The organism is Mycobacterium sp. 050272, assembly GCF_039023525.1.
In the GTDB taxonomy this organism is placed as follows: Bacteria; Actinomycetota; Actinomycetes; order Mycobacteriales; family Mycobacteriaceae; genus Mycobacterium.
On record NZ_JBCHKV010000001.1, the window covers coordinates 332,738 to 354,273 of the forward strand.

22 protein-coding genes are annotated in these 21,536 nt (G+C 66.8%); 10 read left to right on the plus strand and 12 right to left on the minus strand.

The features are described from left to right. Positions 1–240: 240 nt before the first annotated feature. Positions 241–1,440, plus strand: a complete 1,200-nt coding sequence (locus AAHS21_RS01640; protein WP_342925978.1) for a PPE family protein — start codon at positions 241–243, stop codon at positions 1,438–1,440. Here AAHS21_RS01640 and AAHS21_RS01645 read toward each other — a convergent pair. The 3 genes from AAHS21_RS01645 to AAHS21_RS01655 form a co-directional block, all read right to left on the minus strand. Beyond that, positions 1,437–2,177, minus strand: a complete 741-nt coding sequence (locus AAHS21_RS01645) for a class I SAM-dependent methyltransferase (RefSeq protein WP_342925979.1) — start codon at positions 2,175–2,177, stop codon at positions 1,437–1,439. The two genes, AAHS21_RS01640 and AAHS21_RS01645, sit on opposite strands and share 4 nt — an antisense overlap. An 87-nt stretch (positions 2,178–2,264) precedes the next feature. Beyond that, the gene (locus tag AAHS21_RS01650) at positions 2,265–3,599 is read right to left on the minus strand and encodes an MFS transporter (RefSeq protein WP_342926535.1); all 1,335 of its coding nucleotides are present in this window, start codon (positions 3,597–3,599) and stop codon (positions 2,265–2,267) included. A gap of 2 nt (positions 3,600–3,601) precedes the next feature. Then, a complete protein-coding gene (locus AAHS21_RS01655; RefSeq protein WP_342925980.1) occupies positions 3,602–4,750 on the minus strand; it encodes an LLM class flavin-dependent oxidoreductase in 1,149 nt (382 codons plus the stop codon). Between the two features lie 214 nt (positions 4,751–4,964). Between AAHS21_RS01655 and AAHS21_RS01660 the strand changes: the two genes are divergently transcribed. Both AAHS21_RS01660 and AAHS21_RS01665 read left to right on the plus strand, forming a co-directional pair. Further along, the gene (locus AAHS21_RS01660; RefSeq protein WP_342925981.1) at positions 4,965–5,840 is read left to right on the plus strand and encodes an alpha/beta hydrolase-fold protein; all 876 of its coding nucleotides are present in this window, start codon (positions 4,965–4,967) and stop codon (positions 5,838–5,840) included. Positions 5,841–5,860: 20 nt separating this feature from the next. Next, the gene (locus AAHS21_RS01665) at positions 5,861–8,050 is read left to right on the plus strand and encodes an acyltransferase family protein (RefSeq protein ID WP_342925982.1); all 2,190 of its coding nucleotides are present in this window, start codon (positions 5,861–5,863) and stop codon (positions 8,048–8,050) included. Between the two features lie 276 nt (positions 8,051–8,326). Here the strand turns inward: AAHS21_RS01665 and AAHS21_RS01670 are convergent, their stop codons facing one another. Both AAHS21_RS01670 and AAHS21_RS01675 read right to left on the minus strand, forming a co-directional pair. Then, positions 8,327–9,022, minus strand: a complete 696-nt coding sequence (locus AAHS21_RS01670; protein WP_342925983.1) for a GDSL lipase — start codon at positions 9,020–9,022, stop codon at positions 8,327–8,329. A gap of 215 nt (positions 9,023–9,237) precedes the next feature. Beyond that, positions 9,238–10,485: an acyltransferase gene (locus AAHS21_RS01675; protein ID WP_342925984.1), complete on the minus strand. Its 1,248-nt coding sequence runs from the start codon at positions 10,483–10,485 to the stop codon at positions 9,238–9,240. Between the two features lie 307 nt (positions 10,486–10,792). On the opposite strand from AAHS21_RS01675, the gene AAHS21_RS01680 reads away from it, so the two are divergent. Further along, positions 10,793–11,227: an STAS domain-containing protein gene (locus AAHS21_RS01680; RefSeq protein ID WP_342926536.1), complete on the plus strand. Its 435-nt coding sequence runs from the start codon at positions 10,793–10,795 to the stop codon at positions 11,225–11,227. Here AAHS21_RS01680 and AAHS21_RS01685 read toward each other — a convergent pair. The 7 genes from AAHS21_RS01685 to AAHS21_RS01715 form a co-directional block, all read right to left on the minus strand. Next, on the minus strand, positions 11,211–11,471 hold the full coding sequence (locus AAHS21_RS01685) for a hypothetical protein (RefSeq protein WP_342925985.1): 261 nt from the start codon (positions 11,469–11,471) through the stop codon (positions 11,211–11,213). The genes AAHS21_RS01680 and AAHS21_RS01685 overlap by 17 nt on opposite strands. Beyond that, positions 11,468–12,010: a DUF3093 domain-containing protein gene (locus AAHS21_RS01690; RefSeq protein WP_342925986.1), complete on the minus strand. Its 543-nt coding sequence runs from the start codon at positions 12,008–12,010 to the stop codon at positions 11,468–11,470. The genes AAHS21_RS01685 and AAHS21_RS01690 overlap by 4 nt, the downstream gene beginning before the upstream one ends. A 40-nt stretch (positions 12,011–12,050) precedes the next feature. Next, positions 12,051–13,031, minus strand: a complete 981-nt coding sequence (gene hemB, locus AAHS21_RS01695) for a porphobilinogen synthase (protein ID WP_342925987.1) — start codon at positions 13,029–13,031, stop codon at positions 12,051–12,053. Further along, positions 13,031–14,701 carry a uroporphyrinogen-III synthase gene (locus AAHS21_RS01700; protein WP_342925988.1) on the minus strand — a complete coding sequence of 557 codons (1,671 nt, stop codon included), beginning with the start codon at positions 14,699–14,701 and terminating at the stop codon, positions 13,031–13,033. Before AAHS21_RS01700 ends, hemB begins: the two co-directional genes overlap by 1 nt. A 32-nt stretch (positions 14,702–14,733) precedes the next feature. Further along, on the minus strand, positions 14,734–15,681 hold the full coding sequence (gene hemC / locus AAHS21_RS01705; protein WP_342926537.1) for a hydroxymethylbilane synthase: 948 nt from the start codon (positions 15,679–15,681) through the stop codon (positions 14,734–14,736). Between the two features lie 14 nt (positions 15,682–15,695). Beyond that, complete coding sequence (locus AAHS21_RS01710; RefSeq protein WP_342925989.1) at positions 15,696–17,063, minus strand: glutamyl-tRNA reductase; 1,368 nt, start codon at positions 17,061–17,063, stop codon at positions 15,696–15,698. A 111-nt stretch (positions 17,064–17,174) separates the two neighbouring features. Further along, positions 17,175–17,435, minus strand: a complete 261-nt coding sequence (locus AAHS21_RS01715) for a glutaredoxin family protein (RefSeq protein WP_342925990.1) — start codon at positions 17,433–17,435, stop codon at positions 17,175–17,177. Between the two features lie 77 nt (positions 17,436–17,512). On the opposite strand from AAHS21_RS01715, the gene AAHS21_RS01720 reads away from it, so the two are divergent. From AAHS21_RS01720 to AAHS21_RS01745, 6 genes are all read left to right on the plus strand, one after another. Next, a complete protein-coding gene (locus tag AAHS21_RS01720; protein ID WP_342925991.1) occupies positions 17,513–17,824 on the plus strand; it encodes a WXG100 family type VII secretion target in 312 nt (103 codons plus the stop codon). After that, complete coding sequence (locus tag AAHS21_RS01725) at positions 17,817–18,107, plus strand: WXG100 family type VII secretion target (protein ID WP_342925992.1); 291 nt, start codon at positions 17,817–17,819, stop codon at positions 18,105–18,107. Before AAHS21_RS01720 ends, AAHS21_RS01725 begins: the two co-directional genes overlap by 8 nt. 15 nt (positions 18,108–18,122) lie before the next feature. Next, positions 18,123–18,755, plus strand: a complete 633-nt coding sequence (locus tag AAHS21_RS01730) for an ADP-ribosyltransferase (RefSeq protein WP_342925993.1) — start codon at positions 18,123–18,125, stop codon at positions 18,753–18,755. Positions 18,756–19,071: 316 nt separating this feature from the next. Beyond that, entirely contained in the window at positions 19,072–19,989 is a 918-nt protein-coding gene (locus AAHS21_RS01735; protein ID WP_342925994.1) for an HAD-IB family hydrolase, read from the plus strand. Positions 19,990–20,034: 45 nt separating this feature from the next. Next, complete coding sequence (locus tag AAHS21_RS01740) at positions 20,035–20,568, plus strand: MaoC family dehydratase N-terminal domain-containing protein (protein WP_342925995.1); 534 nt, start codon at positions 20,035–20,037, stop codon at positions 20,566–20,568. A 10-nt stretch (positions 20,569–20,578) separates the two neighbouring features. Next, on the plus strand, positions 20,579–21,505 hold the full coding sequence (locus AAHS21_RS01745) for a cyclopropane mycolic acid synthase family methyltransferase (RefSeq protein WP_342925996.1): 927 nt from the start codon (positions 20,579–20,581) through the stop codon (positions 21,503–21,505). The last annotated feature ends 31 nt before the right edge of the window (positions 21,506–21,536 follow it).

Here is a 21,536-nt window from a genome sequence, read left to right on the forward strand (position 1 = left end):
GAGCTACCCGGATTCGACGTGGGTTCAAAAATATCTCGTGAAATGCTGGGAGAGAATGCAATTCAAACCCTCAGGTGCGCGGAATTCCAACAGCAGAAAGGTTTTCACGCATGAATCCCGTGGTCTATAACGGAGCTTAAGCACGCTGTCGCCGCGCGTTTACGTGCGCGGCGTTAGATCCTCTGCGCATGCATGTAGCTAAGTAAAAAACACGCTTATGGCCGAAAAGAGGCTCATGCCATGGATTTCGCGCTGCAGCCACCGGAGGTCAACTCCGGACTCATGTATACCGGCCCCGGGGCGGGACCGATGCTGGCGGCGGCAGCGGGTTGGGATGCGGTGAGCGCTCAGCTGGAGGTGGCCGCGAGTGACTGCACCGCGCAGGTCGCGGAGCTGACCGGCCACTGGCGGGGTCCTTCGTCGCTGGTGATGGCGAGCGCGGCCGCACACCAAGTGGGATGGCTGCACGCCACCGCCGCTCAGGCCGCGAAGACTGCCGCACAGGCCTACGCCGCCGCAGCTGCGTACGAGGCGGCGTACGCGATGACGGTGCCCCCGCCGGTCATCGCGGCCAACCGTGCCCAGCTGACGGTGTTGGTGGCCACCAACTTCCTGGGACAGAACACGCCGGCGATTGCGGCCACCGAAGCCCAGTACATGGAGATGTGGGTCCAGGACGCCACCGCGATGTACGCCTACGCCGCCGACTCCGAGACCGCCAGCGCACTGCAACCCTTTGAACAACCACAACAGACCACCCGGCCGGACGGGCGGCTGGACCAGACTCGCGCTGTGGCTCAGGCCGCCGGCAACACCACCAGCGCCCGCACCCAATCCCTGGTACAGCTCAGCTCGAATACCACCACACAACAACTCAACTCGAGCGGCGTCACGAACCAGATCGTCTCTAGCGCCGCCGCCGACGCCGACCCCGCCATCGGTCCCGGCTCCTACACCGTGACGACCACTCTCGATGAAACAAGCGTGGCGTTCGTCGGGGCGCAAGCCGACTCCACTGTTACGGTCACCCTCCAAGGCGGCAACGGCGTCATCCTGGTGGGGGACGGCTTCGTAATACCTTTGGAGCAGGGCGCCGCGACCGTAGTCCAGCCAAACGCCCCGGTGATGCTCAGCGCCGGCAGCTCCGCCCTCGTCGAAGTCGGGGGCGGCACGGCCAACATCAGCGGTGAGGGATTCGCGATCACCTCCCTGAGCCCGGTCGCGACGCCCATCGCCCCCAGCACGGCCCCGGTGGCACCGGCGACCGCGGTCGCGAGCGGCTCACCGGGGTTGGCGGGCACCTCGGGAATCCAGCCCCAGCTCAACGCCAGCGCGCTGTTGGGCGAGACCGTCTGCACGCCGACCCGCGCCGGCCTGCTGGGCCAGGCCGACGCCGGTGTCCCGATGCCGTTGCAAGCGCCCGCCCTTGAACCTGTTTAGTCCAGGCGGGTGGCCACCACGGACCACGCCGGAAGGTGCACCCGGTGGTCTTCCAGGAGCGGGTCGATCACGCCTAGTCGATGCACCAGCGGTCGCATCTTCTCCAGAATCTCGCCCTGCTGGTCGGACGCAAACGTTTTCATCGCGTCGAACGTCTCCTTGAGGAAGCGGGCCTGATAGGTCGTTGCACCCAGGTAGTCGATACGCCACCCGCTGCCACCGAGGACCCGCTCGAAATTGTCGGCCGGTATACCCGTCCACTGCAGGCCGTTGACGTTGTGGGGGCTGAATTCGAACATGTACAGACGAGCCCCGGGCTTGGTGGCCCGGTGCAGCGCTTGCGCGTACCGGGTCTGGATGTCCTCGTCATTCAAAAACACGTGATAGAACGCGCTGTCGACCACGGTGTCGAATCGGCCGTCGAAACCTTCCAGCCTGGTGGCGTCGGCCACCTGGAAATCGACTTGGACCCCGGCCTGTTCGGCGTTTCGTTTGGCGCGCTCGATAGCCGACGGCGACTCGTCGATCCCTGTTGCCGAATACCCTTGCGCCGCAAAATGAATGGCGTGGTAGCCGGGACCGGTGCCGGGATCGAGCACCTCGCCGCGGATCCCGCCGTAGGCCACCAGTTGCTCAACGGCCGGCTGCGGGCCGCCGATGTCCCAGGGGATCCGCCGGTCGGTGTGCTCCGCCTGGTCGTACAACGACTCGAAACCGGCGACGTTGGCGTCAGTCACTTGTCTTCTCGCTTCCTCGGCGGCTGCCGACGGGGAACGACAACTCCAGTAGTGCAGCCTACTGAGGAAAGCGACTGTGCAGGGGGCTTAGAGGTAGAGATCTTGGTCGCGGATCAACGCCGTGGCGATCACGCTAATCACCGCCGTGGCAACCAGATACCCGCACGCCAGCCACGGCGTGCCTCCGGTCGCGGCGATCAGCGCGGTCAGGATCATCGGCGTCACCCCGGAGGCATAGATGCCCGAGAACTGGTAGACGAACGACAAGCCGGTGTAGCGGGTCCGGGTCGGGTACAGCGACGAGAACAGCGTGCCCTGCGCGCCGTAGAACAGCGCGTGCACGACACCGAACACGATGACCATCGCCAGCCCGAACAACACCAGGTTCTTGGTGCCGAACAGAGCGAAGACCGGGAAGGTCACCAGGCCGTAGCACACCACGCCCACCAGGTAGACACGCCGGGCGCCGTATCGGTCGGTCAGTGCACCCGACACCGGCAACAGCACCGCCATCACCAGGGCGGCGATGGTCACCACGACCAGGACGGACACCTTGTGCAAGCCCAGCGCCCCGGTGGCATAGCTGATCGCGAACACGCCCCAGGTGTTGAACGCCGAACCCTCGGCCCACCGAGAAAGCAGTCCCAGCAAGGTGTTTCGCCTGGATCGGCCGCCGCGGAAAATCTCGCGGATCGGCACGGTGGAGGCCGCCTCGAGGTCGCGCAGCTCCTGGAACGCCGGTGTCTCGTCGACGCGCCAGCGCACCAGGACGCCGACCACGACCAGCACCAGGCTCAGCAGGAAAGCGATCCGCCAGCCGTAGGCGAGGAACTCCGCCGAACCCAATTCGACCTGCAGAAGCGCGAAGATGCCGGTGCCCAGCGCCAGGCCCAGGGCCAGGCCGATTTGCGGGATCGCCCCGTACCGGCCGCGCTGGTCGCCGGGGCTGTGTTCGACGGCCAGCAACACCGCACCGCCCCACTCGCCGCCGAGTGCGAAACCCTGCAGCACGCGCAACACCAGCAGCAGGATCGGCGCCCACACCCCGATGGCGGCGGCGCTCGGCAGCGCGCCGATCAGCGCCGTCGCACCCCCCATGATCAGCATCGTCAGCGCCAGGCTGCGTTTGCGCCCAATCCGGTCACCGATGTGGCCGAACACCAGGCCACCGACGGGCCGCATCACGAACCCCACGGCGAACGTCGCGAACGCCAGCAGCGTGCCTACCAGCGAGCTGGCGTTGGGAAAGAACAGCTTGCTGAACACCAGCCCGGCGGCGGTGGCGTACAGGAAGAAGTCGTACCACTCCACCGTGGTGCCGAGCAGGCTCGCCGCGACGACGGTGCGCAGGCGCCGGCGCCGGTCGGCGTCGGATTCGTCGAGGTTATCCGCCGGTGCGGGGGCGGGCAGCGTCGTCGCCATGGCTATTGCGCCGACGCGGCGGCGAACGGCGTCGACGAGGCCGGCTGCCGGGTCTTGCGAGTGGGGTGCTGCCACACACCCCGGCGCTCCAGCAGGGGCAGCACGCCCTCGCCGAACCAGTACGCCTCTTCCAGGTGCGGGTATCCGGACAAGATGAAGTGGTCGATGCCGAGGTCTGCGTATTCGATCAGTCGCTGCGCGACCTCTTCGTGCGACCCGACCAGCGCGGTGCCCGCACCGCCGCGCACCAGGCCGACGCCGGCCCACAGGTTGGGCGCGATCAGCAGCTCACTGCTCTTGCCGCCGTGCAACTTCAGCATTCGCTGCTGTCCCTCGGACTCGCTGCGGGCCAGGCTCGCCTGCACGCGTTCGACGTCTGCCGGGTCGATCGCCTCGAGCAGCCGATCGGCTTCGGCCCAGGCCTCCTCGGCGCTCGGGCGGCTGATCACGTGGATCCGCAACCCGAATTTGAGGGTCCGCCCGACATCGGCGGCCAGCCGGCGCACCCAATCCAATTTCTCGCCGACGGCCGCCAGCGGTTCCCCCCAGGTGAGGTAGACGTCGGAGTACTTCGCCGCGACCGGCCCGGCCGGCCCTGACGAGCCGCCGAAGAACACCTCGGGAATCGGGTCGGGCGGATTGTTCAGTTGTGCGCCCTCGATGTGAACGTGCTCACCGGCGAACGTCACCGGTTCCTTCGAGGTCCACAATTGCCGCACCACGTCGAGGAATTCGGCGGTGCGGGCGTAGCGCGCCTGCTTGTCCAGAAAATCTCCGTAGGCCCGCTGCTCGTGGGGTTCGCCACCGGTGACGACATTGAGCAACAGCCGTCCGTCCGAGTGGCGCTGGAAGGTGCCGGCCATCTGTGCGGCCAGGGTGGGGCTCAGCAGTCCCGGGCGAAAGGCGACCAGGAACTTCAGCGTCTCGGTGCGCTCGATCAGCGTCGCCGTCGTCAACCAGGCGTCCTCGCACCACAAGCCGGTCGGTGTGAGCACCGCCTCGAAACCGTTGTCCTCGGCGGCGGCGCAAATCTGGTGCAGATACCGCAGCGTCGCGGGCCGGTCGCCGTGCATCGACGTACCGTGCCCACCGGCGACGAGGTTGCGCGAATCCCCGTACGTCGGCAAGAACCAGTGAAATGCCAGAGTCATCGAATCCTCTTCCGTTCTTGATCAGCATTCATTTCGAAACCATGCACGAAAGCTCCAGCCTCGCGAAGCGCGGTGCGCCGCGCGAGGGTTGAAACCTCGCAGATTCCATCCGCCGGACTGTGATGCGCCGCACGTCACTGCTCGATGACTGCCGCATTACAAAGCCCTTCCAAACTCCGCGACGGGGTCGGAATGACGCTGTGCGCGCGGCATTATGACGCTCGTGCCTGAACCGAACCGCCGCGCGGTGCTGCGAATGGGCGCCAATGCCACCGTTGCGGCCGCTGGCGCGTGGGCGTTGAGCGCCTGGCTGGATCCGCTGAAACCACGGGCGGCGCCACTGCCCTCCCCGTTCGAGCCGTCGACCGCGAGCAGCAACCTGCCCAACAAACTGACGGGCTCGTTCATCTCCAAGGCGCGCGGCGGGGTCAAGACCAATTGGGTGATCGCGCTGCCGCCCGGGCAGATGTCGCAGAGCGGGCCGCTGCGGCCGGTAATCGCGTTGCACGGCAAGGACGGCGACGCGAACATGATGCTGGACTGCGGTGTCGAGGACGCGCTGGCCCGGCTGGTCAAGGAGGGCAAGCCGCCGTTCGCGGTGGTCGGTGTCGACGGCGGCAGCGACTCCTACTGGCACAAGCGGGCCGACGGCACCGACTCCGGGGCGATGGTCCTCGACGAGCTGTTGCCGATGCTGGGCTCGATGGGCATGGATACCTCTCGGGTGGGCTTCATGGGCTGGTCCATGGGTGGATACGGGGCACTGCGTCTGGGCGCCAAGCTGGGGCCGTCGCGGACCGCGGGGATCTGCGCAATCAGCCCGGCGCTGTACCCGTCCTACGCCGACTGCGCACCCAAAGCGTTTGACAGCGAAGAGGACTGGATGACCAACAGCGTCATGGGCCTGCCGGCGCTGTCGCAGATTCCGCTACGGGTGGACTGCGGGACATTCGACCGGTTCTATCCCGCGACACGCCAATTCGTGAGCCAACTCAAAACGCCTCCGGCGGTAAGCTTCACCGTCGGAGGCCACGACATGACGTGGTGGCGTTTGCAATTACCCGGCGAGCTTTCCTGGCTGGCGACCTAGCGAGGCATCCCAACAAAGGCATGGCAGTCCGGCAGGAAACCGCGTCGAGCCCGCCCTCACCAGCGGGCGATAGCCCCACCCGACAAATTCCCCGACGCGGGTTCCGCCCCGACATCGAGGGCCTGCGGGCCGTCGCGGTCGTCGCGGTCGTGCTCTACCACGCGGGCATTCCCGGTACCGCCGGCGGCTTCATCGGCGTCGACGTCTTCTTCGTCATCTCCGGCTTCCTGATCACCGGCCTGCTGTGGCGCGAAGTCAGCACCGCGAAAACCATTGCGCTGGGCCGGTTTTACGGAGCACGGGCCCGACGGCTGTTGCCGGCCGCGGCCACCGTCGCCGTCGTCACCGCCATCGCGGCGGCCGCCGTGCTGCCGCCGTTGCAGGCCCGAAGCGTGTTCCTCGACGGCATCGCCAGTGCGCTTTACGTCGGCAACTACCGGTTCGCGCAGCAGGGCACCGACTACCTGAACGCCGAGGCGCCCTCGCCGTTCCAGCACTACTGGTCACTCGGCGTCGAGGAGCAGTTCTATCTGGTATGGCCGGTGTTGATCATCGGCACCGCGTGGCTGGCCGGACGCGTGCGGCGCGACGCTCCTGCCGATTCCAAAGCCAATCCCACGGCTAAGGCGGCGCCGTACGCGGCGGTGCTGACGTTGGTCGCCGCGGCCTCGCTGGCGGCGGCCGTGGTGTGGACCCGTAGCTCGCCGCCGTGGGCCTTCTTCTCGTTGCCCACCCGGGCCTGGGAGCTGGCCGTCGGCGGGCTGGTCGCGCTGTCGATCGAGCAGTGGCGCCGGCTGCCGCTGCTGCCCGCGGCGGTCGCCGGCTGGGGCGGTCTGGCGCTGATTCTGCTGACCTGCACCCAGCTGGGCCCCGCTACGCCCTACCCGGGCACCGCGGCGCTGCTGCCGGTGCTGGGCACCGCGCTGGTGATCGGCGGTGGCTGCGTCACCCGCAGCCTGGGGGTCGGCCGGCTGCTGTGCCGGCCGGCGATGCGCGCGATCGGGCGGGTGTCGTACTCCTGGTACCTGTGGCATTGGCCGGTGCTGCTACTGATGCCGCGGCTGCTGGGCGAAGCCGGCCTGGCGGCCCGATTGGCCGCGACGGCCGTCTCCGCCGGGCTGGCGGTGATCACCTTCCATCTGGTGGAGAATCCCGGCCGGTTCGCCGCCGCGCTGCGCCGGTCGGCCAAGACGAGCCTGGCCGTAGCCGGGATCGCCAGTGCCGCCACCGCATCCGCCTGCGTGCTGCTGCTGACGGTGATACCAGTTCCGGTCGGCCACGGCCCGGCCGCGGCGAAGGCCACCATCATGGCTTTGCCCACCGCCGCCCCCAACGCCGGTGCGCAGCAGACGGCCGTCCAGCAGGCCCTGGCGCAGGTGCGCGACGCTGTCGCGCAAGCAGCCGGCCTGCGTGCCGTCCCGTCGAATCTGGATCCGCCGCTGGCCCAGGCGCCGGCCGACAAGGCCGCCGTCTTCGTCAACGGCTGTGTGCGCTCCTGGCGCGACATCGGGCAAAGCGAGTGTGCCGCAGGCGACATCGGCTCGCCGACGACGGTCGCGCTGATCGGCGACTCGCACGCGGCGATGTGGAACCCGGCCTTTGCGCAAGTCGCCGAGCAGCGGCACTGGCGACTGGAAACGATGGCTAAAGTGACCTGCCCGATCCAGGACCTGCCCATCGACAGCCCGTATCTGGGCCGCGAGTACACCGAGTGCGAACAATGGCGCGCGCAGGTGCTGGCCCGGGTGGCTGCCGAGCATCCGCGGCTGGTCGTGCTGGACATGAGCCGGCGCTACGGCGGCGATTTCGGCTTCGTGTCGTACGACCCGGCGTGGATCGAGACGCTGGGTCGCACCGTCGCACAATTGCGCCGCACCGGCGCGACCGTCCTGGTGCTCGGCCCCGCCCCGGATCCGCAGTCCCCGGTGCCCACCTGCTTATCCGGACACCTGGACGACGCCACCGCCTGCGCGCCAAGCCGTTCGGTCGCGGTCAACGACGGCGGTATCTCCGCGGAGCGGGCCGCGGTCACCGGCAACGGCGGCCATTACGCCGACCTCACCGACCTGTTCTGCACATCGCAGCGTTGCCCCGTGATCGTCGGTAACACCCTGGTGTTTCGCGACGACAACCACGTCACAACCGAATATGCGCAGTTGTTGGCGCCAGTGATGGGCGCACTCGCAGACGGAGCCATAACGGACGGATGACGTTGCGATGACTTTCTTTGCGAATGAACCCCGCCGCGAAAGCGAACGTGTTACGAATGTAAGGGTTTTGGAGGTTTGAAATGTCCCCGCTGTTGTTGGTCTGCATCGCGGCTGCTACGCCAGTCGCCGGAATCGGCTTGATGCAGCTACAAGCACGCCTGGAGCAGTGGGACTACGAACGGCACGCAGAAGACTAAGCGCTCAGGGTTGGCGCGTAAAGCCTTGCGCGGCTGGCGTTTTGAGGGGGGCCAGCCCGCCGAAACTTTCGGCGCCTCGCTATCTGAACAGCTGCGTGCGAATCAGCGGCGCAATCTTGTCAGCCATGTATCGGTGCCCGGCGTCGTTGGGGTGCACGCCATCTGGGCCGATCAGGTCGGGCCGGTCGACGAACCAGTGGGCGCCGATCGGGTCGACGAACGCCGCGCCCGCAGCCCGCGCCTCGGAGTTGAGCACATCACGGATCTGCAACACGGATTCGGGCACATCGGCGGTCGGCCACGGCGGTCCGATCACCAGGAATCTCGCCGTCGGTGCCAGGATGCGCGCGACTTGAAAGGTATCGCGCGCCCGGCCGGCCAGCATGCCCGGATCGGTGCCCTGGTCGTTGCGGGAGCCGAAGAACACCACCAGCACGTCGTCGGCCTTGACCGACCTGACGGTGAGATCCTCGAAGATGCTGCCGTGGTCACCGGGTACGGCATAACCGGCCCTGCCCTCGGCCGCCACCTCGGCGTCGATCTGCAGGCCGCGCTTGGTCAGCGTTTGCCAGGCTAGGGCGGTCCACGCGTTCGGGCCCAGGCCGCCCTCGTCGGTGCCGGTCGTGTAGGAGTCGCCGACCACCGCGATGTGGGTCAGCCGGCCATCCAGAGTCAACGCCTGGTAAGGCCGCGCGTGTGCCGGGTGTGCCACGACTTCAAAACTCACGCCGACCAGCAGAGCGAGGTTGACGACGAACGCGGCCAGACGACTCACTCTTACCTCCCCCTGTGCACTGCATGGCCCGGTAATGCACCCAACCAACGGAAATCGTACGAATAACCGACGCGAACCGGCCGTCAACGCGCTGTTTCACAGCTGCGATCCACGACCGGGGTCGATCAGCATGTCCCAAGCTACCAGTGCGGCGCGGCTAACACTGCGAACTCCTGGTCCGAGAGGGCATGGGGCACAGCATGATTCGCCGGTACTCAGGAAGCCGTGCGCTCGGCGATCGGTTCCAGTCCACCGTCGATCTGATGAACCCTGGCCGCGGCCGGCTCGCTGGCCTCGGTTGGCTGGGCCGCGGGACGCACGTCGACCATCCTGCGCATCCAGCGCCGGGCGGGTTCCTCCACGACGTGATAGAGCAGGCTGGACAGCGCCAGAGCGATCGCCAACAGACCCAGCACGTTCCATTTCCAGGGGGAATCGGACTGCCACGGCGTGAGCTCGAATTGTTCGACCGCCCATCCCCAGGACGTGTGCACCAGCTCATGCACCATGTACAGGCAGAACGAGATCTGCCCGCCGTAGACCATCACCCGGGTGGACAGCAGCCTGGGCAGGCTGCCCAGGCCGACGGCCAGCGTGATGACCAGGGGGACGAACAGCACGTCGACCAGCCCGCCGCTGTCGTTTTCCACGACCCCGCTAATCGGATGGACGTTAAACCAGTACAGGACGGCCACCACCGCGGCCAGCAGCAACAAGGAGAGGTATCCGGCGAAGTGGCGACCGCGATCGGTCAGCCGCAACCGTCGCACGGCCGCGCAGGCCAGCGCCCCCGCGACGAACTGCGTCACGATCCGCGGCAGCCAGCTCCACGGTGTGTAGAAGTGACCGCTGGCCAACAGCATTACCACCGGTGGCAGCGAGGCCGCGACGGCCAGCCACATCAGGGTCCGCGCCCGGGTGGCCAGCTTCATCCGGAACACGACCAGGGCGAGCACGCCGAAAAGGAGGTAAGCCAGCCATTCCGCGCTGATCGACCAGGCCGGTCCGTCCCAGCTGGTTCCGTCGAAGAACGGCTCGAACCACAGCTGCACGAGCAGGACCTGACGGATGTAGCTGACCGCGGTGAGGTCGTTCGCCTCCGGCAGCGGCACGTGGCCGACGTGGAGCGACAGGATCACCAGCAGCGCGGCCAGGTGCATGGTGACCAAATACACCGGCCAGACCCGGGCCAGCCGCAGCCACAGGAAGTGCAGGGTCTCGCGCGTCGACCAGGAACGGCCCATCCGGTCGAGGTAGTTCCAGGTCAGCACGAACCCGCTGAGAATGAAGAACAGGTCGACGCCTTGGGCGCCGCTATTGAGCACGGGCGCCAGGTTTTCGCGGAAATCGGGCGAGATGTCGCTCAGCATCGGCCGGAAATGAAACAGCACCACCCACACGGCGGCGATGATGCGGAGTCCCGTCAGGGCCTTGATCTCACCCTTGATCTCTGCGCTGCGCACGACGCTCTTTCGCTCTGGACCCTTGCGGTTTTCGTTGCCTTCTCACCCGGCTGACCGGGCATTTCGCCCTATCCCAAGCCCCCCGACTCGCAACCGGTAGCCAGAGCAGCCTAACAGCGCGGCGGCCCGGATCGTGTGACGGCGACGGTGTGCCCGCCGACGTGCCGCCGCGGACCGCCACTCGGTCAGCTTTTTAGCAAACAGTTAGACGTAACTGTCGGTCTCCTTAAGTTTGGCGGGCACCGTGGTAATTAGCTTGGTCGGCATTGCGGGCGGCCTTCGCACCACCACCGAAATGGGGGCGTTCATGACGATCGCGATGACCACGGCTCGACAGGGCGGCCTCGACTGCGGTGGAGCCGAAGTTCGGGCTCACTGCCGCCACCTCGCCACGGTGGTGACCATCTGGGGAGAGGTCGACGCCGTCAATGTCGACCGGGTCAGCAGGTGCGTCCGCCGTTTCATCGTCGGTGAGAATCCCCTGGTACTCGACATCAGCGCCGTGACCGACTTCGCCGGGGCCGGCTTGTCGTTGCTGGACACATTCGACGAGGATTGCCGCCGCGCCGGGGTGGAGTGGACGCTGGTCGCGGGCGCCGACGTGATCGAGCGGCTGGTCGCCGGTAGCGGTGATTCGGTGTTTCCGCTCGCCGGCTCGGTGCCCGAGGCATTCGGCGCCCTGGCCGACGCGGTCGTCTGCCGCCGCCGGCTGGCAATGCCGCTGTTCAGGAAGACGGCGTAGCGGCGCTGCGAGCGCGCCACAGCCTAGCGATTCCCAGGACGGCCAGCACTCCGGCGACCAGCGCCAGCAGCAGGGCCAGCAGCAGCAGCTGCGGGTTGTACACCAGCGCCGTCGTGGACGGCTGGCCCTCGGTGATCGGCGCGACGTTCACGATATGGCGCGCGTGCAGCCAGCTCACCCCAACACCAACCAGCGCCACGCCGGCGACGACGAGTTCGACCACGGCTCGGTAGCGGGCGATCACAGCTGAGGCTCATCGTCGTCGATGTCCCAGACGTCCGATCGAGCCGGCTCCACGCGCTCCTGCACCAACGGGGTCAACGCTTCCCGAAGACGACGATGGCGTTTGGCCCAGGCCTGCGCGGTGCGACCCCCGGTGAGCTTGAGGCCGATTCCGGTCCGGCCGCGCGGCACCCCGAACAGTTCGCCGAGCGCCCGAGCCGACTGCCAGCGCGCCAACTCCCTGTCGGAATTCGCCGGATTCTCCGGCTCGGGGTACACCTTGATGATTTCGCGAACCAGGATCGTCTCGGTGCCCTGACGCAGGGCGTCCTGGGTCAGTTCGACCGACACGTGGATGCGCGCCGCCTTGATCTGCAGCGAGATGAACGCCGACACCATCACCAGGAAGATGGCCGGGACCCACAGCGATATCGCTGCGCCACTCCACATTTCGATCAGGATCATCGACACCGCCGCGGCCGGGCCGCTCAACACCCAAAGCCAGCTGGCGCCGGGTTCGTAGAACAACGGCCCGGGATCGACGTCCCTCGTTGTCGTCATGGAAGCCTCATCCCCTGATTGTCTACCGCCGGTGTGGCCGCTAGGAAAGCCAACCCGCCGCCTCCGCGGCCCAATAGGTCAGCACGATGTCGGCACCGGCACGGCGAATACTGATCAGCGATTCCAGGGCCGCGGCGCGCTTGTCGATCCAATTATTGGCTGCCGCAGCACAAATCATCGCGTACTCCCCCGACACCTGATAGGCGGCCACCGGCACTGGCGAGACTTCCGCCGCAGCGGCCACCACGTCGAGGTAACTCATCGCGGGCTTGACCATGATGATGTCGGCGCCCTCGTCGATGTCCAACTCGATCTCACGCACCGCTTCTCGGACGTTGCCGGGTTCCTGCTGGTAGGTCCGACGATCGCCGGACAGGCTCGAGCTCACCGCTTCCCGGAACGGGCCGTAGAACGCCGATGCGAACTTCGCGGCATAGGCCAGGATCACCACATCGGTGTAGCCCGCTGTGTCCAGGCCGTCGCGAATGGCGCCCACCTGCCCGTCCATCATGCCGCTCGGACCCACCACCTGCGCGCCCGATTCCGCTTGCGCTACAGCTAATTTCACGTATCGCCTCAGCGTGGCGTCGTTGTCCACCCGGCCCCGGGCGTCGAGAACGCCGCAATGACCGTGGTCGGTGAATTCGTCGAGGCAGGTGTCGGCCATCAACACCGTGGCGTCACCGAGATCCTTGGCCAGGTCTCGAAGCGCGACGTTGAGAATCCCGTCGGGGTCGGTACCGGCCGAACCAGTAGCGTCCTTGTCCTCCTCGAGCGGCACACCGAACAGCATCAGCCCGCCCACGCCGGCTGCCACCGCATCGGCGGCCGCGCGGCGCAGCGATTCGCGGGTGTGCTGCACAATGTCAGGCATCGACGGGATCGGTCGTGGTTCGTCGATCCCGTCGGCGACGAACATCGGCAGCACCAAATGCCTTGGCTCCAAAGACGTTTGCGCCACCAAGCGACGCAACGCGGGGGTGGAACGGAGCCGACGCGGGCGCTGCCGCGGGTAGTTCACTAGCGCCTGCGGCTCTTCTTACGCGGAGGTGGCAGCGCGCCCTCGGCGCGCAACCGCGCGGCGTGTTCGGCCAGCGCGTCGACCAGTGGGCCGATGGCAGCGGTGTCGGGCTGCACATCCACCCGCAGGCCGAACTCGGCAGCGGTTTCGGCCGTCTTGGGGCCGATGCAGGCGATGATGGTGCGCGCGTGAGGTTTACCGGCGATGCCGACCAGGTTGCGCACCGTCGAGCTGGACGTGAAGCACACCGCGTCGAAGCCACCCGTCTTGATCATTTCGCGGGTGGACGCCGGCGGAGGCGCCGCACGCACCGTCCGGTACGCGGTGACATCCTCGATCTCCCAACCACGTTCGCGCAGGCCTTCGGCCAGCGTCTCGGTGGCGATGTCGGCACGCGGCAGCAAAACCCGGTTCACCGGATCGAAAATGCTGTCGTAGGGCGGGAAGTCGTCCAGCAGACCCAGCGAGGACTGCTCCCCGGCCGGCACCAGCTCGGGGCTGATCCCGAAGGCGCGGACCCGGTCAGCCGTCGACTCGCCCACGCAGGCGATCTTGACGCCGGAGAATGCGCGGGCGTCCAGCCCGAACTCGCCGAACTTCTCCCACACCGCGCGCACGGCGTTGGTGGAGGTGAACACCACCCACTGGAACCGGCCGTCGACCAATCCCTTGACAGCACGCTCCATCTGGGCGGGGCTGCGCGGCGGCTCGACCGCGATGGTCGGGACCTCGACCGGCAGCGCGCCGTAGGAGGTAAGTCGCTCGCTCATCTCACCGGCCTGGTCCTTGGTGCGCGGCACCAACACGGTCCAGCCGTACAGGGCGCGACTCTCCCACCAGTTCAGCTTCGACCGGCTGTTGACAGTCTTGCCGATGGTCACCACCAGCGGTCCGGTCAACGGGCCCGCCGGGTCGCCGGCGCCGGCCACGACGGCCGCGTCGGTCAGCCCCTGCAACGTGGTCTCGATCGAACGCTGCTGACAGGTCGTGCCCTGAGCGGTCACCACGCACGGGGTGGTCTCGGCCAGCTCATGGTCGATCAGCGTGCGCGCCGCGTCGGCCAGATGCGTCGGCGTGGCCTGCAGGATCAGCGGGCCGGGAGCCGCCGCCAACGCCTCCCAATCCACCTGTGGGTCGCGCACGTCGGCCACGGTGTGCGAGGAGCCCAGCGGCAGACCCGCATACGTCGGCACCGCGCTGGTCGCGGCCAGGCCCGGCACGATCTCGATGTGCAGGTGAGTCCGCGCGACGGCGTTCACCTCGCTGATTACCGCGTCGAGCGTCAGCGGGTCACCGGACACCAGCCGCACGACGTCGACGCCCGTGCGGGCCTCGGCGGTCAGCGTCTTGGCGACCTCGGCCGGCTCGCCGAGCGCCGGGCGGATGTCGGCACCACCGGACAGCACCGTCGGCGCCGCCGGTGGCGGATCCGCGTCGGCTGACCCATCGCTGGTCGCGGGTGGTGGTTCGGCGGGTGCCGGGCCCGAAACGGGCGGCAGGTCCTTGCCGATCAGCGCCAGCACCGGTTCGGGTACGTCGGGATCGGTGAACACCAGAGCCGCATTGGCCAGCACTGTGGCCGCCCGTGTGGTCAACAATCCCGGATCACCCGGGCCGGAACCCACGAACGTGATGCGGCCCGGTCTCGGCTTGCGCCCTCGCGTCGTCATTGTCGCTCCCAACACATCCCTTTTGACGTCATTCAGTTCTCGTGCGCGGGGTTTTGCCGCGCTCCCCCAATCAGCTCTCCCGCGCCCAACTCCAACAGCTCCGCCGCCACCGAGAGCCCTAGCTCTCGGGCCCGCTCGGGAGCGCCGATGCCGGACGCGCGGATCACATCGGATCCGTCGAGCGCCGCGACGCAACCGCGCAGCGACAGCTCGTCGAAGACCCGGCCGTCCTCATCAATGGACTCGACCACCTCGGCGATCGCTCCCACCGGTGCGGAGCAACCCGCCTCCAGTTCGGCCAACAGGGCTCGCTCCGCGGTGACCGCTGCGCGTGTGTCGGAGTCGTCCAACTCCGCCAGCACTGCCGCCAGCCCGCCGTCATCGGCGCGGCATTCGACGGCAAGCGCACCCTGAGCCGGTGCTGGCAACATTTGCACCGGCTCCAGCGTCTCGGTGACATCAGCGAGCCGGCCCAGGCGGGCCAGTCCGGCCCGGGCCACCACGATGGCGTCTAGATCACCACTACTTACCCTGTTCAACCTGGTATCTAGGTTGCCTCGTAGGGGGCGGATTTCCAAACCGAGACCCAATGCCCTAAGCTGCGCGGCCCGGCGCGGGGATGACGTGCCGACCAGCGAACCCGCCGGCAACTCCCCGAGCACCAGCCCGTCGCGCGCAACCAGTGCATCGCGCGGGTCATTCCGTGCCGGGATGGCCGCGATGTGGAACCTCGGGTCGTCGGCGGTCGGCAAATCCTTGTGAGAGTGCACGGCAGCGTCGACCCGGCCGTCCACGATCGCCTCGCGCAAAGCGGTGGTGAACACGCCCACACCCAGGCTTTCGATGGGCGCCGACGACTGGTCACCGGCCGTGCTGATGATCACCAACTCCGCGGGGTGTCCGTTGGCGATCAGAGTGTCTCGAACGACGGAGGCCTGGGTGGTGGCGAGCAGACTGCCCCGCGTGCCTAACCGGATCACATGCGCCAATCGGGTTACTCGGCGGATTGCTGCGTGCCGGCGTCGAATCCCATTGGGACTACTGGCAATTCACCCGCAGCCACGGCATCGACGGCGGTTTGGTCGAGTTCGAAAAGCTCACGTAGCGCCTCGGCGTAGCTGTCGCCGCCGGGGGCGCTGGCGAGTTGTTTGATTCGCACGGTCGGAGCGTGCAGCAGTTTGTCCACCACGCGCCGGACGGTGCGAGCGACCTCTTCGCGCTGGGCGCTCTCGAGGCCGGGCAGCCGGTTCTCCAGCCGCAGCAGCTCGGCTTCCACGACGTCGGCGGCGCGCTGGCGCAACGCGGTCACGGTCGGGGTCACCTCGGCCATCCGCTGCCCGGCCAGGTAGGCGGCAACCTCGGCGGCCACGATATGGCGTGCGGCGTCGACGTCGCCGGCGGCGGCGTGCGCCGAGGGCTCGTGCTGGATGCGCTCCACGTCGACGACCCAGACGCCGGGCAACCCGGCCACCGTGGGATCGACGTCGCGCGGCATGCCCAGGTCGCAGATCAACAGCGGGCGGCCGGTGTCGTCACGCTGCGCGGCGGCCAGCGCGTTGTGCACGTCGGCCAGCGACACCACCGGACTCACCGCACCGGTACAGCTGACCACCACGTCGGCGTCGGTCAGTGCGTCGGCAAGCCGGTCAAGCGTCATCGCCTGGGCGCGCACGCCCGATTCGCGGATCTTGCGGACCAGTCGTTGTCCCCGGGACAGCGACCGGTTGAGGACCAGGATGTGGTCGACACCGGACCGGATCAGGTGGGCCGCCGACAGCGCGCCCATCGCGCCGGCGCCGACGACGACCGCGGTCTTGCCCGCCAGCCCGTCCACCTTGCGTTCGGCCATACCCAGCGCGACCGACACCACCGAGGCGCCCGCGGCGTCGATCGCCGTTTCCGAATGCACCCGCTTGCCGACCGACAGCGCGCGTTGAGCGAGCTCGTGCAGGACCCGCCCGACCGTGCGATTCGACTCGGCGGCCGCGTAGGCCCGGCGCACCTGCCCGAGCACCTGCTGTTCGCCGATCACCGCGGAGTCCAGACCGCTGGCGACGGCGAACAGGTGCTCGACGGCGGCCTCGCTGTAGCGCACGTACGCGTGTTTGGTGAGCTCGCCCATCGACATACCGGAGTATTCCGACAGCACCTGCCCGATCACGGCCAAACCGCCGTGGAACGCGTCAACCACCGCGTAGACCTCGACCCGGTTGCATGTCGACAGCACCAAGGCCTCGGTGACCAGCGGCGACTGCAAAACCCGGTCGACGATCTTGTTGCGATCCGATTCGTCGATGCTGAGTTGTTCCAGAACGGAGACCGGCGCACTACGGTGCGAAACCCCGAAGAGCAAGATGCTCACGGCAGCATCACCTGGCCAGCTCCCTCGCTACTCCAGTAACTGAACTGCCATCTACGGTAAACGTTTATTCGGTGGGCTACCAAATAATGAGTCCGCGCCCACTACGCAGCGTCATCGAGTGAGGTCCGCGCGCAGCCTCGGCTCGTCGATCTCCCAGTAACTGTGCTCGCGGCCGTCCAGCAAAATCACGGGCAGCCGATCGCCGAACTCGGCCCGCAGCCCCGGGTTGCCGGCTGCCGCCGCGGCGTCGACGTCGGTGGTGGCCAGGTCGAAATTCAGCTCCCCGGCCAACTCCGCCAGGCGTGCGTGGGCCCGCTCGCAGATGGTGCATCCGGCGCGGGTCAGCAGCTCCACCTTGGGGCGCTCAGTCATGGCACCAGTGTGGCATCGGCCGAGCCGCACCCCGCGACTGAATTGTGGGTGGCCACCGCAGAGATTAAATTTCGGCCATGGCCGCAAACGAGAATCTGCGTGTCGACCCCGAGGTGATGCAGGGGTTCGCGCAGGGCTTACTCGGTGCAGCCGAATCTCTTCGGAATCAATTGTCGGAACTCGACGGTCAGGTCGGCGAGATGTTGGGCGGCTGGCAGGGCGGATCGGGAAGCGCCTACTCGGCCGCGTGGGAGCTGTGGCACCGCGGGGCTACCGAGGTCGAGCAGGGTTTGTCGATGCTCGCCAAGGCGGTAGACCGGGCTGGCAAGGGATATCAGCACAACGAGGCCGCCTCCGCGCAAGCGATTCGGCAGGTTCACAATGGCTGAGGCGTTTCGGGTGGATCCGCAGGCGTTGGCGGATGCCGTCCAGCGGATGTCCGAATTTCAACGCTATGCCGAAAGCATGCTCTCCGAAATCGATTCTCTGGTAAGCAATCTGCACACGACGTGGACGGGCGAGGGGGCGGCTGCCCATGCCGAAGCCCATCAGCTCTGGGCACAAGGCGAGGCGATGATGCGCGCGGCGCTGATGCAGTTGCGGAGCGCCGCCCATACCGCGCATGGCAACTACACCGGCGCCATGTCGACGAATGTGGCGATGTGGTCGTGAGCGAGGGGCGAGGCATTGGACGCATCTATTCAAGCGCGCGTCGACGCAGTCAATCGAGCGTTGGACAAGCTTCCCATCTACGACGGTGTCGGCGTTCGAGGCACGAACGTCCCACCCGAGGTGCTCGAGCGGTATCAGCCCGGGCGGGTAGTTTCCGAATCCGCGTTCGTGAGCACCTCGACAGACCCGGCTGCGGCACGATCCCCCGCGTTTCCCGGCAACACCGAATTCCGGATTCTGTCCACCAGCACCGGACGTGATATTTCCGCTTACTCCGTACACCCCGGTGAGCGGGAATTGTTATTTCCGTCAGGCTCGAAGTTTTACATCTTGAACAGAACGACAGAACCGCAAACTGGCCGGATTATCGTCGAAATGATGGATGTCAACCCACGGCACGATCCGCACAGCGAACGAGCGGAAGGCGCATTTGCGACGAGCGAGAAAATCGCTGGCAAAAACTTCTTCACGCCCAAGGAAGCCGGGGTCACGCCGCCGGCACGCGCGGAGATGACCCGCGCAAGAAGGGCTTTCGACCAATTTCAAATCAAGGTGGACGCCGTCTCGCCGGAGGATATTGTTCAAGAAGTATCTTCAAAATTCTGGGACGATATTTCGGGCACCGAGTACGACCCGAAAAATCCCTGACTCGCCGCGCGTCTCACCCATGAGAAACCTGCCGCATCACACCGGCCAATGGTAACTTTGCGCAGCATAGATTCGTGGCAGCAAAATGCTACTCCGCGCGCCGCCGCCCCTGACCGGAATCGAGGTCGGGCACATGAGCCAAATCCTCTGTCCGACAGGGCAATTCACGCACACTCTCAAAGCCTTGCGAACAGACGGCCGGCGTGACACCAACCCATGTCAGAGGCGTGAAACCGACCATCAAACCTGCCGGATAGGGTTGATAGCGGCCGCAGACCGGCCACCGGAGTGGCCCGGCGATCCAGGAGGTGTGGCGATGACTTCCTCAGAGTCGGATGAGTCGGACAACGCCGAGCCCGCCGTTCGAGTTGACCTGGAGTCGGTAGCGGCCAATGCCAGCGCCGCCCGCGCGCTCGAGGGCCTGCAGGAGGCGACCGCCGCCCAGGGTGGCCCGCAACCACCGATCGACCTGACCGCCGCGGCGTTCTTCGACGTCGACAACACATTGGTGCAGGGCTCTTCCGCGGTGCATTTCGGACGCGGTCTGGCCGCGCGCAACTACTTCACTTATCGCGACGTGATCGGATTCATCTACGCGCAGACCAAGTTTCAGCTACTGGGCAAGGAGAACAGCAACGACGTCGCCGCCGGCCGACGCAAAGCGCTCACCTTCATCGAGGGCCGCTCGGTCGAAGAGCTGGTCACCCTCGGCGAGGACATTTACGACGAGATCATCGCCGACAAGATCTGGGCCGGCACCCGGGAGCTCACCCAGATGCATCTGGACGCGGGCCAGCAGGTGTGGCTGATCACGGCGACGCCGTACGAGCTTGCCGCGACCATCGCGCGTCGGCTCGGCCTGACCGGCGCGCTGGGCACCGTGGCGGAGTCGGTGGACGGCGTCTTCACCGGTCGGCTCGTCGGCGACATCCTGCACGGCCCGGGCAAGGCGCACGCCGTTCGGTCCCTGGCGATCCGCGAGGGCCTGAACCTCAAACGCTGTACGGCCTACTCCGACAGCTACAACGACGTGCCGATGCTGTCGCTGGTGGGCACGGCGGTCGCCATCAACCCTGACGCCCGGCTGCGCAGCCTGGCCCGGGAACGCGGATGGGAGATCCGCGACTTCCGGACCGCTCGCAAGGCCGCGCGGATCGGGGTGCCGTCGGCACTGGCCCTCGGCGCCGCAGGCGGTGCGCTGGCCGCGTTGGCGTCCCGGCGCCAATCCCGCTGATAGGCTGCGCCGCTGAGCAACGATTAGTGGGGAGCCCGCAACGCCATGACAACATCAGAGGGGGCCACGACCCTTCCCGAGGGGACCCAAGGCCTGATCGGCAGCCATTACCGGGCACCGGACTACTTCGAGGTCGGCCGCGAAAAGATCCGCGAGTTCGCGGCCTCGGTGCAAGACGACCACGCGACGCACTTCAGCGAGATTGGCGCCGCGGAAGCCGGGTATCCGGCCGTGGTGGCTCCGCTGACCTTCCTGGCAATTGCCGGACGCCGGGTGCAGCTGGACATCTTCACGAAGTTCAGCATCCCGATCAACATCGCCAGGGTGCTGCATCGCGACCAGAAGTTCACCTTTCACCGGCCGATCCTGGCCCACGACAAGTTGTACTTCGATACCTATCTAGACTCGGTCATCGAGTCGCACGGCACTGTGATCGCCGAGATCCGCAGTGAGGTGACCGACGCCGACGGCAAACCGATCGTCACCAGCGTCGTGACCATGCTCGGGGAAGCCTCACATCCAGACGCGCGCGCTGAAGAAACCGTCGCCGCGATTGCATCAATATCTGCACGAAAGTAGGGTCGATTTGATGACGTCCCAGGGGGAAGCCGGTGGCACCCAGCTCAAGCCACCGGTCGAAAAAGTCCGGTCCCATTACGACAAGTCGAACGAGTTCTTCAAGCTCTGGCTCGACCCGTCAATGACCTACAGCTGCGGTTACTTTGACGAAAATCCAGACCCGCAGAACCTCACCAAGACGCTCGAAGAGGCGCAGTACGCCAAGCGCAAGCTCGCCCTGGACAAGCTGAACCTCGAGCCGGGTATGACACTGCTGGACATCGGCAGCGGCTGGGGCTCGACCATGCGGCACGCGGTGGCCGAGTACGACGTCAACGTCATCGGCCTCACGCTCAGCGAGAACCAGCATGCCCACTGCGTGGCGGAGTTCGAGAAGATGGACAGCCCCCGCCGCAAGGAGGTGCGCATCCAGGGCTGGGAGGAGTTCCCCGACGAGCCGATCGACCGCATCGTGTCGCTGGGGGCTTTCGAGCATTTCGCCGATGGCGCCGGTGACGCCGGGTACGAGCGGTACGCCACGTTCTTCAAGAAGTACTACGACCTGCTGCCCGACGACGGCCGCATGCTGCTGCACTCGATCGTGGTCCCCAGCCGCGAAGAGGGCAACGCGATGGGCCTGAAGGTGAACATGACCCTGCTGCGGTTCATCAGCTTCATCCTGAAGGAGATCTACCCGGGCGGGAAGCTGCCTCAGGTGGACCTGGTCGACAAGTACTCGACTGATGCGGGCTTCAAGATCGAGCGCCACCACTTCATCGGCAAGAACTACGTCCCGACGCTGACCGCTTGGGCCGATGCCCTCGAGGCGCACAAGGAAGAGGCGATCGCCCTGAAGGGTCAGGAGACCTACGACATCTACTTGAAGTACTTGCGCGGCTGCTCGGACCTGTTCCGCGACGGCTACACCAACGTCTGCCAGTTCACGCTGGTCAAGTAACCCGTACGCAAGACGCCCCGGTGCCATTGGG